Origin of the sequence: Acinetobacter sp. V91_7 (assembly GCF_031799075.1) — a bacterium.
GTDB classification, from domain to species: Bacteria; Pseudomonadota; Gammaproteobacteria; order Pseudomonadales; family Moraxellaceae; genus Acinetobacter; species Acinetobacter calcoaceticus.
Genome location: NZ_JAVQNT010000036.1, coordinates 67,374 through 83,365 on the forward strand (window position 1 = coordinate 67,374; position 15,992 = coordinate 83,365).

Sequence of the window (15,992 nt, forward strand, 5' to 3'; positions counted from 1 at the left end):
GCATATGAATATTTCCAAATTTTTTATTGATCGGCCGATCTTTGCTGGTGTGTTATCAGTATTGATTTTACTTGCCGGTCTACTTTCCGTATTTCAGTTACCGATTTCCGAATATCCAGAAGTTGTTCCGCCATCTGTGGTGGTGCGTGCTCAATATCCGGGCGCAAACCCAAAAGTAATTGCCGAAACTGTTGCCTCTCCGCTTGAAGAATCAATCAACGGCGTAGAAGACATGTTGTATATGCAATCTCAAGCAAACAGTGACGGTAACTTAACCATTACAGTGAACTTCAAACTCGGTATTGACCCAGACAAAGCTCAACAATTGGTTCAAAACCGCGTATCTCAGGCAATGCCTCGTTTACCTGAAGATGTACAGCGCTTGGGTGTCACCACCTTAAAAAGTTCTCCCACTTTAACCATGGTTGTGCATCTGACTTCACCAGATAACCGCTATGACATGACTTACTTACGTAACTACGCTGTACTGAACGTAAAAGATCGTTTGGCACGCTTACAAGGTGTAGGTGAAGTTGGTTTATTCGGTTCTGGTGACTACGCTATGCGTGTGTGGCTCGACCCACAAAAAGTAGCGCAACGTAATCTCACAGCCACTGAAATTGTGAATGCAATCCGTGAACAAAATATTCAGGTTGCGGCAGGTACAATTGGTGCGTCACCAACCAATTCACCTGTACAACTTTCAGTGAATGCTCAAGGTCGTTTAACGACTGAGCAAGAATTTGCAGACATTATTTTAAAAACTGCACCCGATGGCGCAGTCACCCGATTGGGCGATGTTGCTCGTGTTGAACTTGCAGCCTCACAATATGGCTTGCGTTCATTGCTTGATAATAAACAAGCAGTTGCCATTCCAATTTTCCAAGCACCGGGTGCCAATGCTTTGCAAGTTTCAGATCAAGTGCGTAGCACGATGAAGGAACTTTCAAAAGATTTCCCATCTTCAATTAAATACGACATTGTTTACGACCCAACTCAATTCGTACGCTCTAGTATTAAAGCAGTCGTTCATACCTTACTTGAAGCAATTGCACTGGTTGTTGTGGTTGTTATTTTATTCTTACAAACATGGCGTGCGTCGATTATTCCATTGCTTGCAGTACCGGTTTCTATTATTGGTACATTTGCACTTATGCTTGCCTTTGGGTATTCCATCAATGCGCTTTCACTGTTTGGGATGGTACTTGCCATCGGCATTGTGGTCGATGACGCGATTGTCGTCGTCGAAAATGTCGAGAGGAATATTGAAGCAGGTTTAAGCCCAAGAGACGCAACTTATCGCGCCATGCGAGAAGTGAGTGGTCCAATTATTGCGATTGCCTTAACTCTCGTTGCGGTCTTCGTACCTCTTGCCTTTATGACGGGTTTAACAGGGCAATTTTATAAACAATTTGCCATGACCATTGCCATTTCAACTGTCATTTCGGCATTTAACTCCCTTACGCTCTCTCCTGCTTTAGCAGCCATGTTACTAAAAGGACATGACGCTAAACCTGATGCATTAACACGCATTATGAACCGTGTATTTGGACGTTTCTTTGCACTGTTTAACCGTGTGTTTACCCGTGCGTCAGACAACTATGGTAAAGGCGTGAGTCGTGTCATTTCTCATAAAGCATCGGCAATGGGTGTTTATGCAGCACTTTTAGGTTTAACCGTTGGTATTTCTTATATTGTTCCGGGTGGCTTCGTTCCTGCCCAAGACAAACAATATTTAATTAGCTTTGCTCAATTACCAAACGGCGCGTCTTTAGATCGTACCGAAGCGGTCATTCGTAAAATGAGCGATACAGCACTTAAGCAACCTGGTGTAGAAAGTGCGGTTGCCTTCCCTGGCCTATCCATTAACGGTTTTACCAACAGCTCAAGCGCCGGTATTGTCTTTGTGACGTTAAAGCCATTCGATGAACGTAAGGCCAAAGACTTATCTGCAAATGCAATTGCTGGTGCTCTCAACCAGAAATATTCTGCAATTCAAGATGCCTATATTGCAGTTTTCCCACCACCACCAGTGATGGGCTTAGGTACGATGGGCGGCTTTAAGCTCCAACTTGAAGACCGAGGTGCCTTAGGCTATTCAGCCTTGAATGATGCTGCACAAAACTTTATGAAAGCAGCACAATCAGCCCCTGAACTTGGTCCAATGTTCTCAAGTTATCAAATTAATGTACCTCAGCTTAATGTTGATCTAGACCGTGTAAAAGCCAAGCAGCAAGGTGTGGCTGTAACCGATGTGTTCAACACCATGCAGATTTATTTAGGCTCTCAGTACGTTAACGACTTTAACCGCTTTGGTCGTGTTTATCAGGTTCGTGCTCAAGCCGATGCTCCTTTCCGTGCTAACCCTGAAGATATTTTGCAACTAAAAACCCGCAACAGTGCCGGACAAATGGTGCCTTTATCTTCATTGGTGAACGTGACTCAAACTTATGGTCCAGAAATGGTCGTGCGTTATAACGGCTATACCTCAGCAGATATTAATGGCGGTCCTGCACCGGGCTATTCATCTAGCCAAGCTGAAGCTGCTGTTGAACGTATTGCTGCTCAAACCTTACCACGCGGCATTAAGTTTGAATGGACTGATTTAACCTACCAAAAAATCTTGGCTGGTAATGCAGGACTATGGGTTTTCCCAATCAGTGTATTACTCGTGTTCTTGGTATTGGCAGCACAATACGAAAGCTTAACTCTGCCATTAGCTGTAATTCTCATTGTGCCAATGGGCATCTTGGCGGCTCTAACCGGTGTTTGGCTGACAGGTGGAGATAACAACATCTTTACGCAAATTGGTCTGATGGTACTGGTCGGGCTGGCCTGTAAAAATGCCATCTTAATTGTCGAATTTGCAAGGGAACTTGAAATGCAAGGTGCAACTGCATTTAATGCCGCAGTTGAAGCGAGTCGTCTGCGTTTACGCCCAATTTTAATGACTTCTATTGCATTCATTATGGGTGTAGTCCCACTGGTTACCTCAACAGGTGCAGGTTCTGAAATGCGTCATGCCATGGGTATTGCCGTGTTCTTTGGCATGATCGGTGTAACATTGTTTGGTTTATTCCTCACCCCTGCCTTTTATGTCCTGATTCGTACACTCAACAGCAAACATAAACTGCATTCGGCAGCCGTTCATGAAGCGCCATTAGCTAACCCACATGACCACTAAGGAGGACATTTGATGACATCATCAAAACAAAAATGGTTAGTGTCCTCACTCATGGGAAGCCTGCTCCTTGCAGGCTGCTCATTGGCTCCGGAATATCAACCTGCAAAGGTCATAGTTCCTGTTAAATTTAAAGAGTCAGACCCTAAACTTGAAGATAGCAACTGGAAAATTGCTCAACCTGCCGATGCACAATCACGTGGCGAATGGTGGCGTGTTTTTAATGACCCACTGTTAAACGAACTAGAGCAACAAGCAATTGCTGGTAACCAAAGCCTTAAAGCTGTTGCTGCCAATATTCAGGCTTCACGTGCATTACGTTCAGCAGCGCAAGCGGAACGCTTACCAAGTATTGGTGCTGGCTTTGGCCCAACTCGCCAAAAACCATCTCCCGCTTCACTGGGTTTAGATGATAATGCGCATACATCTGCACAAACTTTATGGCGTGCTCAAGCGAGTATTTCGTATGAGCTCGATTTATTTGGCCGTATCGCCAGTAGTGTTAATGCAGCAACAGCTGATGTACAGCAACAAGAAGCGTTATATCAATCGGCACTTTTAGCATTACAAGCAGATGTTGCACAAGGCTATTTTCTAATTCGCCAGCTTGATGCTGAACAAGTAATTTATAATCGCACTATTAAATTACTTGGTGAGACTCGAGATCTAGTTCAAACTCGATTTCGTAATGGTTTAGTCAGTGAATTAGATGTTTCTCGCGCGCAGACCGAACTGGCTACAGCCCAAACCAATGCCCTAACGATTGCCCGTAACCGAGCAACTGCAGAACATGCACTTGCTGTTTTACTTGGAAAAACGCCAGCTGACTTCAACCTAGCAGCTCAACCCTTAGCAACAAACAGCATTCGCCTTCCAGCAGGTCTACCTTCAACTTTGCTTGAAAGACGGCCTGACATTGCTGCTGCTGAACGTGCTATGGCAGCAGATAATGCGCGTATTGGAATTGCACGCGCTGCTTTTTTTCCAAAACTAGACCTAACAGGTGCACTCGGTTATGAATCATCAACTTTAGGTGATTTAGGTAAATGGTCGAGCCGTACATTCTTGCTTGGGCCAGTCGCAGGCACTATTTTATCTTTGCCATTATTTGACGGCGGGCAACGTAAAGCAGGAGTCGCTCAAGCGCGAGCAGCCTATGAAGAAAGCGTTGCGAATTATCGTCAAACCGTGTTGAATGCATTTCGTGAAGTTGAAAATGGGTTGTCCGATCAACGTATTCTCGATCAACAAATACAAGCTCAAAGCCAAGCACTCTCTTCTTCTCGTCACGCAAATCAGCTTTCTCATCTACGTTATCGAGAAGGTGCTATTAGCTATCTTGATGTAATTGATTCTGACCGTACTATTTTGCAACAAGAACAACTTTCTGCTCAGCTTAACGGCAGCAGAATGATGGCTAGTGTAGATTTAATTCGGGCATTAGGTGGTGGATGGCATGATGCAGATTCATCGGTAAAAACTAAAAGTTAATTCTTACGTAATTAACTAGATATAAAAAAAGCGCCATATGGCGCTTTTTTTATATCTACAACTTATTGTGTGTATACAGGGAATTTTGCACAAACAGTTTCAACTTTTGCTTTTACGTCAGCAATAACTTTTTCGTCACCTTTGCTGTCAATCACGTCAGCGATCCAACCAGCAAGTTCACGAACTTCAGCTTCACCGAAACCACGAGTTGTTACTGCTGGAGTACCGATACGGATACCAGAAGTCACAAATGGAGAGCGTGGATCATTTGGAACTGAGTTTTTGTTAACAGTAATGTGAGCAGCGCCTAACCAAGCATCTGCCTCTTTACCAGTTACGTCTTGTTTAATTAAAGATAACAAGAACAAGTGGTTGTCAGTACCGCCAGAAACAACGTCATAACCACGAGCGATTAATACTTCAGCCATAGCTTGAGCATTTTTCACAACTTGTTGTTGGTAAGCTTTAAAGTCATCAGACATTGCTTCTTTGAAGCAGATTGCTTTAGCAGCAATCGCATGCATCAATGGACCACCTTGGTTACCAGGGAATACAGCTGATTGAAGTTTTTTCTCGATTTCTTCATTCGCTTTCGCAAGGATTAAACCAGAACGTGGACCACGAAGTGTTTTGTGAGTCGTAGTTGTGGTTACGTCAGCAATTTGAACTGGGTTTGGATATACACCAGCAGCTACAAGACCTGCAACGTGAGCCATATCAACAAAAAGGTAAGCGCCAACTTTGTCCGCGATGTCACGGAAACGTTGCCAATCTACAACACGGCTATAAGCAGAGAAACCAGCAACGATCATACGTGGCTTGTGCTCTAATGCTAAACGTTCAACTTCTTCGTAATCGATCTCGCCAGTTTCAGAGTTTAGACCATACTGAACCGCGTTATAAGTTTTACCAGAGAAGCTTACTTTTGCACCGTGAGTCAAGTGACCACCGTGAGCCAAGCTCATACCTAAAACAGTATCGCCTGGGTTAAGAAGCGCTAGATAAACAGCAGAGTTAGCTTGTGAACCAGCGTGTGGTTGAACGTTTGCGTAATCTGCACCAAAAAGTTCTTTAGCACGATCAATCGCCATTTGCTCAATGATATCCACATATTCGCAACCGCCATAATAGCGTTTACCTGGATAACCTTCTGCATATTTGTTCGTAAGTTTTGATCCTTGCGCTTCCATCACAGCAGGAGAGCAATAGTTTTCAGATGCAATTAACTCGATATGTGCTTCTTGACGCTCACCTTCAGAAGCAATTGCTTGAGCTAATTCTGGATCAAATTCAGAAATGGAAATATTGGCAAACATTAGCGGGGGTCCTATAAGTAGGGCTTTTAAGCCGTGCTAAGATTGCGACATATTGTAGCATGAAGTTTATAATTAAACAGAATCAAGTTAGCTCAGTTTTAAATAAAAATGGCTCAAGTTTTATAAAAAATGAGCCATTGTTTATAAATCAATTAAAAAGCCCGCTTAAAGCTTATATTTTTAATTTTCCCATCATTAACTTTATCTTATAACAATGTTAAAAATACTTTAAATATCAATAACTCTATTGTGCTGTTAGCAAAGTTTGAACATTTCCAACGATGTTGTCTACATTAGTACTCATGACCGTACCATGGTCCCAATTACCTGTAACATAACTATTAATTTTAGTACCTACTACTGTGGCATTAGATATCAAGATATCCGTTGCGACTTTAGGTACTGTCGTATCGCCTACCCCTTGATAAATAATAATCGGTGTGGTGACTTTTGCTTGCAGTGGCTGCGAATCTTTATCTAAAAAGGTTTTAACCAACGCCACTGCCATAAAGTTAGGTTGTGTACGCGTATAGCCATCCAGTGTTCCATTATGGTCTGTAGCATACTTAGTCATGCCTGCACCAAAGGCTTGGCCCAATGGTCCAGAGCAAAGAGTTTCTGCTTGTGCGGCAATACCTGAGATTTGCGAAGTAAATACTTGTGAATAATCAAAGTTCGGCTGTGTGTTACGCATACCCGCCGTAACTAGAGCGGTATATGTATCAAGCTGTGCATACATCGGAATCTTTTTATCCAAAGTTGCATTCACAACAGATTGCTCCCCTGCTACTAAAATAAAACCTAAATTAGAAGCTGGAGCTACCGCTACCGTACCTTTATAGTCTAGCTGCGCACGACTCGCATATTGTGCAGTGCTCAGCGCAGCATGCCCACCTTGGGAATGCCCGACTGTAAGCCATTTTTTTGAAGTTAATAAATTACGCTGTGATAAATAGTTACGTGTTGCAACTACCGCATCCGTAATTGAAAAAGCCTCACTTTTAACATTTAAAAATGGATGTATTCCTGGTGTGCCCAAGCCTTCATAGTCAGGTGCAACGACAACATAACCTGCTGCAAGTAGCTTACTAATTAAATCTTTTGTACTGTCTGCTAAAGCTGCTTTACTTGGTGCACAAGTATCTGCAACACCTGTGGTTCCATGTGCCCAAACTACAATTGGCCAACCACCTGCTGGTGGCGGTGTATTTGGTGTGAATACCAAACTGGTTGCCTGCACCTCTTGCCCACTTTGGCCCAACATTTTATAAGTCAAAATACTACTTTCTGCAGCAACCGATCCTAAGTTGGTACTGGTGTAAGCATCAACTTTAACAACTGGATTTTGTATGTTGTTGGCAGGAGTACCGGATGGATCAACAATCGGTGAGTCATCATCACTACTCCCTCCTCCACAGGCGACTAAAAATAAACTCGTGCTGAGAACGCTGGTCATTAATAGTTTTATTTTCATTGGTATATCCCTTAAATTCCATTTTTGTTGTGCTTTAGTTTTTTAATCAACATTTTCCAATGCCTTAAAAATAATTACGCCTAATCTTTATTTTTCGCAAGTTCTATTTGATGAAATTAATCCATGAAAGACTCTATTTTTAATATAAATTGTCATTCTCCTCACTTTCTAGTTGCACTTCATGTTTTAAAGTGAATAGCCAACTGTTACCATTCATAGCTACTCGTAATTATTTAAAGGGCCAGATATGCAAGCCATTATTTTAGATACAGAAACTCATACACTAAATGGTTTGCCTATTGAAATTGCGTATGCTCCGATCGAACTTAATGAAGGTAAACTCACCTTAGATAAAAGCAAATTGTTTGATCAGTTATATCAAGTGGGTGTGCCTATCTCTTATGCTGCGATGGCAGTACACCACATATTAGAAACAGATTTAGAAAACCAGCCTCACTATAAAACCTTTAAATTGCCAGAGACTACAACTTATATTATTGGCCACAATATTGATTACGATATTGCCGCGATTGCTCGCTGTGGTGTTGATGTATCGAATATTAAACCGATTTGTACTTTGGCTTTAGCACGTAAAGTTTGGGCAGATGCAGAGGCTCATAATATCTCAGCACTGATCTATATGATTTCTCAAGGCAGCAGCAAAGCTCGGGAAATGCTTAAAGGTGCTCACCGTGCCGATGCTGATATTATTTTGACTGCTAATATTTTGATGCATATTGTCTATCATTTAAATATTCAAGATATTGAAGAGCTCTACCGAATTTCTGAAGAAGCACGTATCCCTACTACTGTTAACTTTGGTAAGCATAAAGGCACAGCAATTGCTGAACTTCCTAAAGACTATATTCAATGGCTATTACGCCAAGATGAGCTTGATGTCTATCTTCGCAAAGCATTAGAAAGTGCCTTTTAATATTTTAACCAAATGATATTTATAGATTATTCATCATATTGTCATTTTTAAGTTTTATTGTTAACCCCATTTATATTTTATTAAAAACAGTACTGTTCGACTCAGAAGATTGGACAGTCTGATTTATTTTTTATATTGGGGAAAAGTAATGGCTGGTTTTTATAGAACCAATTTGGGAAGAGTTGCGCTTCAACAACGCAATATTGTTTTAAATGCAAAACAAAGACGTTTATTACTCTTAATAGACCATGAAGATTTTCAGAACTTAAATGGTGAGTTTAAAAAACGTATTGCATCTCCAGAACTTATTCAACAACTTATAGACTTAAAACTTATTGCTCCAATTGCCTCTACCAAACCCGCTACTAATGAAGAAATTATTTTAAAAACATCAGCCATAAATAAAGTAGAAGAAAATCAAAAAGAATCTGTTGATAGTTCTATACTGCATTCCCCTCATCTTGTTGGAGAAATCCAGCTTTCCGAGCAAAAAACTTTAGATCAGTCCAGTACTACATATTTTCAACCACTAATACCTTCTCAGACTCTTTCTTTCGAAGAAATACAACAGTTAATGATAAAAACACTTAGCAGCTATTGCGGACTAATGACCAAACCACTTGTTCAAAAAATAGAGAAAGCTACAACAATACAAGAGCTTAAATTATGTCAGGTACAATGGATTACAAGTTTGCAAGAATCACGTATTCCTCCTCAGGAACTTGCAAGAGCTTTACGTACAATTAACTATTCAATTCAGCTTCTTTCACAAAGCATATAAAATATTGAACAACTTGCTGTTTAATTAAGCATTAAAATCACTTGGCATGTATTTCGTGCTTTACCTGCAAGTGTTTTTTTCCTATGATGTGCCCCACACATGCGCTCGTAGCTCAGTTGGATAGAGTACAGGTTTCCGAAACCTGGGGTCGTGGGTTCGATCCCCGCCGGGCGCACCAGCTTTTATATAATAATTTCTCAATTTATCTTAATTTTATAAAATTCCGACTATTTTACTTGGTTTATTAATCATTATCGCTCAAAATATACCCCTCTTTCATAATGTGAGAATTTCATGACTGATGCTTTGGTTTTAAGAGATTTGTCCAAAACATATCGTAATGGTTTTCAGGCGTTAAAAGGTATTAACCTCACTGTGCCTGAAGGTGAATTTTATGCGTTGTTAGGCCCAAATGGTGCCGGCAAATCAACAACCATTGGTATTATCAGCTCCCTCACAAAAAAAACCTCAGGAACAGTTGAGATTTTTGGGCACAACCTCGATACCCATCCTTCTCTGGCAAAACAGCAGCTTGGCGTCGTTCCTCAAGAATTTAACTTCGGGCAGTTTGAAAAAACATTCGATATTTTAGTCACTCAAGCTGGCTACTACGGTATCCATAAAAAGATTGCAGAAAAACGTGCCGAACATTATTTAGAAAAACTCGGTTTGTGGGAAAAACGTAATATACAAGCACGTATGCTGTCTGGCGGTATGAAACGTCGTCTGATGATTGCCCGTGCCATGATGCATGAGCCTAAACTGCTGATTTTAGATGAACCTACTGCGGGTGTAGATATTGAATTACGCCGTTCTATGTGGGATTTTCTAACCGAAATGAACGAAAGCGGTACTTCTATTATTTTAACGACCCACTATTTAGAAGAAGCAGAAATGTTGTGTCGTCGCATTGCCATTATTGATCGCGGTGTAATTAAAGAAGATACCAGCATGAAGAGCTTCCTTAATCAGCTCAATGAAGAATCATTTATCTTCGATTTAGCCGAACCGATTGGGCCGCTCCAGTTAAACATTATTGGTGTCAAGTTCAACTTAATTGATAGCAATACCTTAGAAGTAACGATGGATAGAGCGCATACATTGAATGACCTATTCCAGTTATTAGAATCTCAAGGTATTCGTGTTCACAGTATGCGTAATAAATCGAACCGTCTAGAAGAGTTATTTGTCAAAATGGTCGAGAAAAATCTTGAAGGAGAGGCAAAATGAATTTTAGCCAACTGCAAATTGCTCTCTGGACCATAGTTCGTAAAGAAGTACGCCGATTTCTACGCATTTGGCCACAAACCTTATTACCACCAGCAATTACAATGAGTTTGTACTTCGTCATTTTTGGTAATTTGGTGGGTTCACGCATTGGACAAATGGGTGGCGTGAGCTATATGCAATTTATTGTGCCTGGCTTAATTATGATGGCTGTCATTACTAATAGTTATGCCAACGTGTCTTCCAGTTTCTTTAGCGTAAAATTCCAAAAAAGTATTGAAGAACTCATCATGAGTCCTGTGCCACTCCATATTATTCTGTGGGGCTATGTGATTGGTGGTATTTGCCGTGGTGTATTAGTTGGTACAATTGTGACTGCAATGAGCATGTTCTTTACTGACCTTTTCATACACAACTGGTTCGTAACTATATATACAGTCCTAATTACTTCGGTTCTTTTCTCATTAGGTGGTTTTATTAATGCAGTCTATGCAAAATCATTTGATGATATTTCTATTATTCCAACCTTTGTTCTTACACCTTTAACTTATTTAGGTGGTGTGTTTTATGCCATTAGTGCACTTAGTCCTTTTTGGCAAAAACTTTCTTTAATTAACCCTATTGTTTATATGGTTAATGCTTTCCGTTTCGGCATTTTAGGTCATAGCGATGTGAATGTTTCATTCTCTTTAATCATTGTGACATCATGCTGTGTTGTACTTTACGGAATTGCTTACTATTTACTTGCTCGTGGTTCAGGAATGCGTGAATGAGTGTCGAACAGTCTTTATTGGGTAAAGAAACCCAATATCCAACTAACTATCAACCTGATGTTTTATTTCCAATTGCTCGTGCTCAGTCTCGTGAAGCCTACTCGCATATTGAAGGCATCACACAAGGTAAAGATTGGTGGCATGTTTTTGAAATTTCATGGTTAAACGCTCATGCTATCCCGCAAGTTGCTATTGGCAGAATTACGCTACCTGCATCTTCACCGAATTTGATTGAATCTAAGTCATTAAAACTTTACTTCAATAGTCTTAACTTCACTCAGTTTGAGTCTAAACAATCATTTATTGAAACTGTTGAAAAAGACCTCTCGGCGGCGGCAGGTGCAAAAGTTGAGTTAACCCTATTTCAAGTAGATGATTTAGAGATTTCTAAGCCTCAAGGTATTTGTGTTGATGACCTCACTCCAGAGCGTTTAGAGCAGCATCCTGATGCCACTCTTTTAAAACTTGATGATTCTGGTGAAGAAGTCGAAGTTGAATTGTATTCTCATCTTTTAAGAAGTAACTGCCCAGTCACCGGACAACCGGATTGGGGTACAGTTTTTATTCGTTTTAAAGGCAAAAAACCTTGTTATCGTAGTGTTTTAGCTTATATTATCTCGTACCGTCAGCATAACGGCTTTCACGAACAGTGTGTTGAGCAGATCTTTGCCGATATTTGGCAAAATCTACAGCCTGAAAAGCTGATGGTTTATGCAACTTATACTCGTCGCGGCGGACTTGATATTAACCCTTGCCGAGTATCGGATCTTTCATGGATGCCAAAACCGATTCGATTGGCACGACAATAAAACGAATAATTTGAGGATATACCATGCCGTTTTTTGGTTTTACCCCTTCTGAAGGCTTATTGAACGATATGCAGACTGGAATTGCGAATAAAAATTCTAGTGAACCTTTATATCCACTTCGCGATAAGATTGCTTTACAACTTAATGAAGAGATTATTGATAATGTCTTGATTCAGTTAGTTCAACATTTTCCTGCAAGTGAAAAGCGTGATACTGCCGAAAAACTAGCAGGTTATGTCAAATCAACCGTTGCTGTTCTTTTAAAGCAATTGTTAAGCAAAGCACCTAACGATGTAGTTAAACAGTCAGTTGAGTTCTCTGAAAAAAGCTTATTTAAAGACCCACAAGGTCAATATAAAGTAGGCGTAAATTTAGATGCAGGCTTAGTGACTAACCTTAAGCATAATTTTACTGAGCTTGAAGCCGGCAATGACATTAATAAAGCTGCTTTAGCTGAATTATATAAACAATTCGGCGATGCGATGATCAAACACTTCATGTCTGATTTTAATAAAACATTAGACCTCGGTATGATCAAACGTAAAGCAGCAGATATTGGTGCAGCAGCTGTAACAAAAGCTGTTCACATTGCAATCGACAAACTGATTCCAAGCTTAAATCGCACTGAACTTAAAGCGATGGCTGAATACCATGATGGTCTATTCTTTAACTAATAAAAAATAGACTATCGGAAACCTAGCGAGAGCTAGGTTTTTTTATTGCAAAATATTGATATACATTGCCATTCACCACGTTTATGTTAGCATGCGCCAAGCACTGATTGACCTTAGTTAACGCCGCATGTCTCCTAGCCCACAATATAAATTTTTACGCCAAGCTCCTCGAGATGGTCTTAGCACCGCTATGCAACCATCAAAGTGGCAACAACTCCATGTTGACCCTTGGTTATGCCTATTTCTGCTCTTAAATGCTTTATTAGGTTTAACCGTACTATATAGTGCTTCTGCACAGGATGTGGGGTTAGTGAGTAAACAAGCCATGAGTTTTGGTATTGGCTTTTTAGTTATGTTTGGTCTAGCCCAAATTCCGCCCAAGGTCTATCAAGCTTTTTCTCCATATTTTTATTTGTTTGGCTTATTTTCACTTGTGGCAGTCATGGTGTTTGGCGAAGTCCGAATGGGTGCTCAGCGCTGGATTGATATTCCCGGTTTCGGAAGTGTCCAACCCAGTGAGTTCATGAAAATCGGTATGCCCATGATGGTTGCATGGTTTTTAGCGCGTAAACCTCTTCCCCCTAGCTTTTCACAAGTTGTTTTATCCTTAATGTTAATTGGTATTCCTTTTTTACTAATTGCAGAACAACCCGATTTAGGGACATCAGTGTTAGTGCTAGCAAGTGGCATATTTGTTTTATTTTTAAGTGGACTATCATGGCGTATGATCGGTGCTGCGGGAGCGTGCGCTACAGTCATCATTCCGATTGCGTGGGAATTTCTTTTACACGACTATCAACGTCAAAGGGTTTTAACGTTGCTTGACCCAGAGGCGGATGCACTCGGTACAGGTTGGAATATTATTCAATCTAAAACTGCGATTGGTTCCGGTGGTTTTTCAGGTAAAGGATTTCTTGAAGGAACTCAATCACATTTGCACTTTTTACCCGAAGGTCATACCGACTTTATTATTGCTGCGTATTCCGAAGAATTTGGGCTCATCGGTGTACTTATTTTAGTTATTCTTTATTTTGCTATTATTTTTAGAACATTCCAAATCGGCTTACAAAGCTTCCATAACTATGGACGTTTAGTTGCTGGCGCCTTTGGTTTGTCTTTTTTTGTTTATGTATTTGTAAATGCGGGAATGGTCAGTGGTATTTTACCTGTAGTAGGTGTTCCTTTACCTTTTATGAGTTATGGTGGAACAGCTATTATTACTTTAATGGCCACCTTTGGTTTAGTCATGTCCATTCATACACATCGATAATCTGGAATTTTAAAACGATATGTTGTCTCAACACTTAAATAAAACTTTAAAAATGCTTGCTTTGTGTACTGGTTTAATCAGTACAAGTCACTTCGCTCAGGCCAACGATTTTGCAACACATCCTGATTATGTAAATTTTAAACAAAAAACGATGAGCGCTTATGGGTTAAGTGGCGATCAAGTTGATGCAGCCATGAATGGTGCAAAAAATTTACCAAACATTCTAAATATTATGACTCGTCCAGGGGAAAGCAAACCTTGGTATGACTATCGTTCTATGTTTTTGGTTGAAGGGACAATTCAACGTGGCGTCCGTTTTAAAAACCAATATGCAGATGCTTTAAATCGCGCTGAACAACAATATGGTGTATCTCAAGCTGTCATTTTGGGCATTTTGGGTGTTGAGACAGGTTATGGCGCGAATAAAGGTTCTTTTATTACACGTGATGCCTTAGCCACACTTGCTTTTGGCTACCCTCGCCGCGCTGAATATTTTGGTGATGAACTCGCCGCTCTTATTGCATGGACCTATAAGGAAGGTTACCCAACAAGTAGTATTGTAGGTTCCTACGCAGGCGCAATTGGCTATCCACAATTTATGCCGAGCAATATTAGTAAATATGGTGTCGATTATGACGGTAATGGACATATCGATTTAAGAAACTCGGCAGAAGATGCAATTGGTTCAATCGCAAACTACTTAGCAAAACAAGGATGGCAACGCGATCAGCCTATCGGGTTTATGGCGCGTTACACTGGGTCAAATCCGGAAAGTATTATTGCTAAAGATTTAACTCAGCCTTTTCCATATGGTGCATTAAAGACACTAGGCATCTCACCATTAAATCCTTTAGTTAAAATTGATGATCTGGATATGGTGAATGTTATTCAATTACAAGACTATAACGGTCCAATTTACTATTTAACTTACCCGAATTTTCAAGTGATTACGACCTATAATAAGAGCCGTATGTATGCGACTGCTGTATGGTTATTAGGCACTGAAGTGGCTAGCCGATAGGCTAGCTTTTTTGTAAGTTATGTAAAAGTCAATAAATATTTTTGTTAAACAGATCACAATACGCACAAATTTAATATTTTGTTACATTTTTGATTATTTTTTAACCCAGAACTGTAAGTTTTTGCCCTTTTTGTAACGATTTCTCGTTAAAGACTAGACACTCTCCGTAAGCGATGAATATTATCCACCCCAATGTAGCAATTGCAAAAGTGAATAATCAGACATGTTCACTTTAAATTTCAGTCAATCGCTGAAAGAAAAAAGTACATGTTCTCAGGAGTTTATACAAATGCAGTTATCGCTGAAATACGTTCTTGCACTGACGGCTAGTTTAAGCATGGCCCCATTGCATGCTGAAATGGTGCAATCATCATCATTAAATAGTGATGTAGATGGCTCTAATTTAGCAGCTCGTGTATTGAGTAAAGATACTCAAAATTTTAATTCTCGTTTTTCTAACATTAACAGTCTTTCAATCACTGAACGTTCTGGCGATCAAATCCGTCGTCAAGCGATCGCAGCAAAAATTGAAATCCCTGAAGATGAGCCTTCAGTGATTGAAAAACTTAACACAGTAGCTTCAAACACTGTTCGTAAGTTTAGCCAAACTGGCATGGCTTCATGGTATGGTCGTCAATTCCATGGACGCAAAACAGCAAGTGGTGATACATTCGATATGAATGCTCTCACTGCTGCTCACCGTAGCCTACCATTGAACTGTTACATCCGAGTAACTAACAAAGACAATGGTAAAAGTGTGGTTGTAAAAGTAAATGACCGTGGTCCTTTCCATGGCAATCGTGTACTTGACTTATCATACGGTGCTGCTAAACGTCTTGGTATTACCAATGCGGGAACTGCAAAAGTAAATATTGAACGTGTTGATGGTCCAACTTCATAAGTTATAGCCTCTAGAGTTCATGTAAAAAGCCGCAATTTTTTCTGCGGCTTTTTTATGTTTTAAACTATAAAAATAATTTCTAACTTAGGTTTTAAAAATTATCTTTTTTAGCCCTTCTCCACCCTTAAATTTGAATATTT

Annotated in this window: 14 protein-coding genes and 1 tRNA gene; 13 read left to right on the forward strand and 2 right to left on the reverse strand. The window is 40.1% G+C overall.

The genetic code is table 11. The features are described from left to right. The first annotated feature begins 4 nt into the window (after window positions 1-4). Together adeG and RMB03_RS11425 are read left to right on the forward strand one after the other, a co-directional pair. Complete coding sequence (gene adeG / locus RMB03_RS11420) at window positions 5-3,184, forward strand: multidrug efflux RND transporter permease subunit AdeG (RefSeq protein ID WP_056481168.1); 3,180 nt, start codon at window positions 5-7, stop codon at window positions 3,182-3,184. Window positions 3,185-3,196: 12 nt separating this feature from the next. Next, entirely contained in the window at window positions 3,197-4,672 is a 1,476-nt protein-coding gene (locus tag RMB03_RS11425; RefSeq protein WP_281834879.1) for an efflux transporter outer membrane subunit, read from the forward strand. Window positions 4,673-4,734: 62 nt separating this feature from the next. Here RMB03_RS11425 and glyA read toward each other — a convergent pair whose 3' ends face one another. After that, a complete protein-coding gene (glyA, locus tag RMB03_RS11430) occupies window positions 4,735-5,988 on the reverse strand; it encodes a serine hydroxymethyltransferase (protein ID WP_311076221.1) in 1,254 nt (417 codons plus the stop codon). Between the two features lie 59 nt (window positions 5,989-6,047). Here glyA and RMB03_RS11435 point away from each other — a divergent pair, with 59 nt between their 5' ends. Further along, a complete protein-coding gene (locus RMB03_RS11435) occupies window positions 6,048-6,200 on the forward strand; it encodes a hypothetical protein (RefSeq protein WP_080027506.1) in 153 nt (50 codons plus the stop codon). A 32-nt stretch (window positions 6,201-6,232) separates the two neighbouring features. Here RMB03_RS11435 and RMB03_RS11440 read toward each other — a convergent pair whose 3' ends face one another. Next, a complete protein-coding gene (locus tag RMB03_RS11440; protein ID WP_311076224.1) occupies window positions 6,233-7,462 on the reverse strand; it encodes an alpha/beta fold hydrolase in 1,230 nt (409 codons plus the stop codon). 247 nt (window positions 7,463-7,709) lie between these two features. Between RMB03_RS11440 and RMB03_RS11445 the strand changes: the two genes are divergently transcribed. From RMB03_RS11445 to RMB03_RS11490, 10 genes are all read left to right on the forward strand, one after another. After that, window positions 7,710-8,396 (forward strand): 3'-5' exonuclease, encoded by a 687-nt coding sequence (locus RMB03_RS11445; RefSeq protein WP_205468767.1) that lies wholly within the window; start codon window positions 7,710-7,712, stop codon window positions 8,394-8,396. Window positions 8,397-8,544: 148 nt separating this feature from the next. Beyond that, entirely contained in the window at window positions 8,545-9,177 is a 633-nt protein-coding gene (locus RMB03_RS11450) for a hypothetical protein (RefSeq protein WP_311076227.1), read from the forward strand. A gap of 101 nt (window positions 9,178-9,278) precedes the next feature. Next, window positions 9,279-9,355, forward strand: a tRNA-Arg gene (locus RMB03_RS11455). 116 nt (window positions 9,356-9,471) lie between these two features. Continuing rightward, window positions 9,472-10,407 (forward strand): ABC transporter ATP-binding protein, encoded by a 936-nt coding sequence (locus RMB03_RS11460; protein WP_003650650.1) that lies wholly within the window; start codon window positions 9,472-9,474, stop codon window positions 10,405-10,407. Further along, complete coding sequence (locus RMB03_RS11465) at window positions 10,404-11,177, forward strand: ABC transporter permease (protein WP_005039203.1); 774 nt, start codon at window positions 10,404-10,406, stop codon at window positions 11,175-11,177. The genes RMB03_RS11460 and RMB03_RS11465 overlap by 4 nt, the downstream gene beginning before the upstream one ends. Next, window positions 11,174-11,986 carry an NADPH-dependent 7-cyano-7-deazaguanine reductase QueF gene (gene queF / locus RMB03_RS11470; RefSeq protein WP_004643495.1) on the forward strand — a complete coding sequence of 271 codons (813 nt, stop codon included), beginning with the start codon at window positions 11,174-11,176 and terminating at the stop codon, window positions 11,984-11,986. Before RMB03_RS11465 ends, queF begins: the two co-directional genes overlap by 4 nt. A gap of 23 nt (window positions 11,987-12,009) precedes the next feature. After that, the gene (locus RMB03_RS11475; protein WP_017391955.1) at window positions 12,010-12,660 is read left to right on the forward strand and encodes a hypothetical protein; all 651 of its coding nucleotides are present in this window, start codon (window positions 12,010-12,012) and stop codon (window positions 12,658-12,660) included. Window positions 12,661-12,787: 127 nt separating this feature from the next. Continuing rightward, window positions 12,788-13,930 carry a rod shape-determining protein RodA gene (rodA, locus tag RMB03_RS11480; RefSeq protein ID WP_311076231.1) on the forward strand — a complete coding sequence of 381 codons (1,143 nt, stop codon included), beginning with the start codon at window positions 12,788-12,790 and terminating at the stop codon, window positions 13,928-13,930. Window positions 13,931-13,949: 19 nt separating this feature from the next. Then, window positions 13,950-14,951 (forward strand): lytic murein transglycosylase B, encoded by a 1,002-nt coding sequence (gene mltB / locus RMB03_RS11485; RefSeq protein ID WP_017391953.1) that lies wholly within the window; start codon window positions 13,950-13,952, stop codon window positions 14,949-14,951. A gap of 289 nt (window positions 14,952-15,240) precedes the next feature. Then, entirely contained in the window at window positions 15,241-15,852 is a 612-nt protein-coding gene (locus RMB03_RS11490) for a septal ring lytic transglycosylase RlpA family protein (protein ID WP_003650639.1), read from the forward strand. Window positions 15,853-15,992: the final 140 nt, after the last annotated feature.

Coding starts and splice junctions, on each gene's coding strand:
- adeG (WP_056481168.1), top strand. CDS start 5: ATGAATATTTCCAAATTTTTTATTGATCGGCCGATCTTTGCTGGTGTG.
- RMB03_RS11425 (WP_281834879.1), top strand. CDS start 3,197: ATGACATCATCAAAACAAAAATGGTTAGTGTCCTCACTCATGGGAAGC.
- glyA (WP_311076221.1), bottom strand. CDS start 5,988: ATGTTTGCCAATATTTCCATTTCTGAATTTGATCCAGAATTAGCTCAA.
- RMB03_RS11435 (WP_080027506.1), top strand. CDS start 6,048: ATGAAGTTTATAATTAAACAGAATCAAGTTAGCTCAGTTTTAAATAAA.
- RMB03_RS11440 (WP_311076224.1), bottom strand. CDS start 7,462: ATGAAAATAAAACTATTAATGACCAGCGTTCTCAGCACGAGTTTATTT.
- RMB03_RS11445 (WP_205468767.1), top strand. CDS start 7,710: ATGCAAGCCATTATTTTAGATACAGAAACTCATACACTAAATGGTTTG.
- RMB03_RS11450 (WP_311076227.1), top strand. CDS start 8,545: ATGGCTGGTTTTTATAGAACCAATTTGGGAAGAGTTGCGCTTCAACAA.
- RMB03_RS11460 (WP_003650650.1), top strand. CDS start 9,472: ATGACTGATGCTTTGGTTTTAAGAGATTTGTCCAAAACATATCGTAAT.
- RMB03_RS11465 (WP_005039203.1), top strand. CDS start 10,404: ATGAATTTTAGCCAACTGCAAATTGCTCTCTGGACCATAGTTCGTAAA.
- queF (WP_004643495.1), top strand. CDS start 11,174: ATGAGTGTCGAACAGTCTTTATTGGGTAAAGAAACCCAATATCCAACT.
- RMB03_RS11475 (WP_017391955.1), top strand. CDS start 12,010: ATGCCGTTTTTTGGTTTTACCCCTTCTGAAGGCTTATTGAACGATATG.
- rodA (WP_311076231.1), top strand. CDS start 12,788: ATGTCTCCTAGCCCACAATATAAATTTTTACGCCAAGCTCCTCGAGAT.
- mltB (WP_017391953.1), top strand. CDS start 13,950: ATGTTGTCTCAACACTTAAATAAAACTTTAAAAATGCTTGCTTTGTGT.
- RMB03_RS11490 (WP_003650639.1), top strand. CDS start 15,241: ATGCAGTTATCGCTGAAATACGTTCTTGCACTGACGGCTAGTTTAAGC.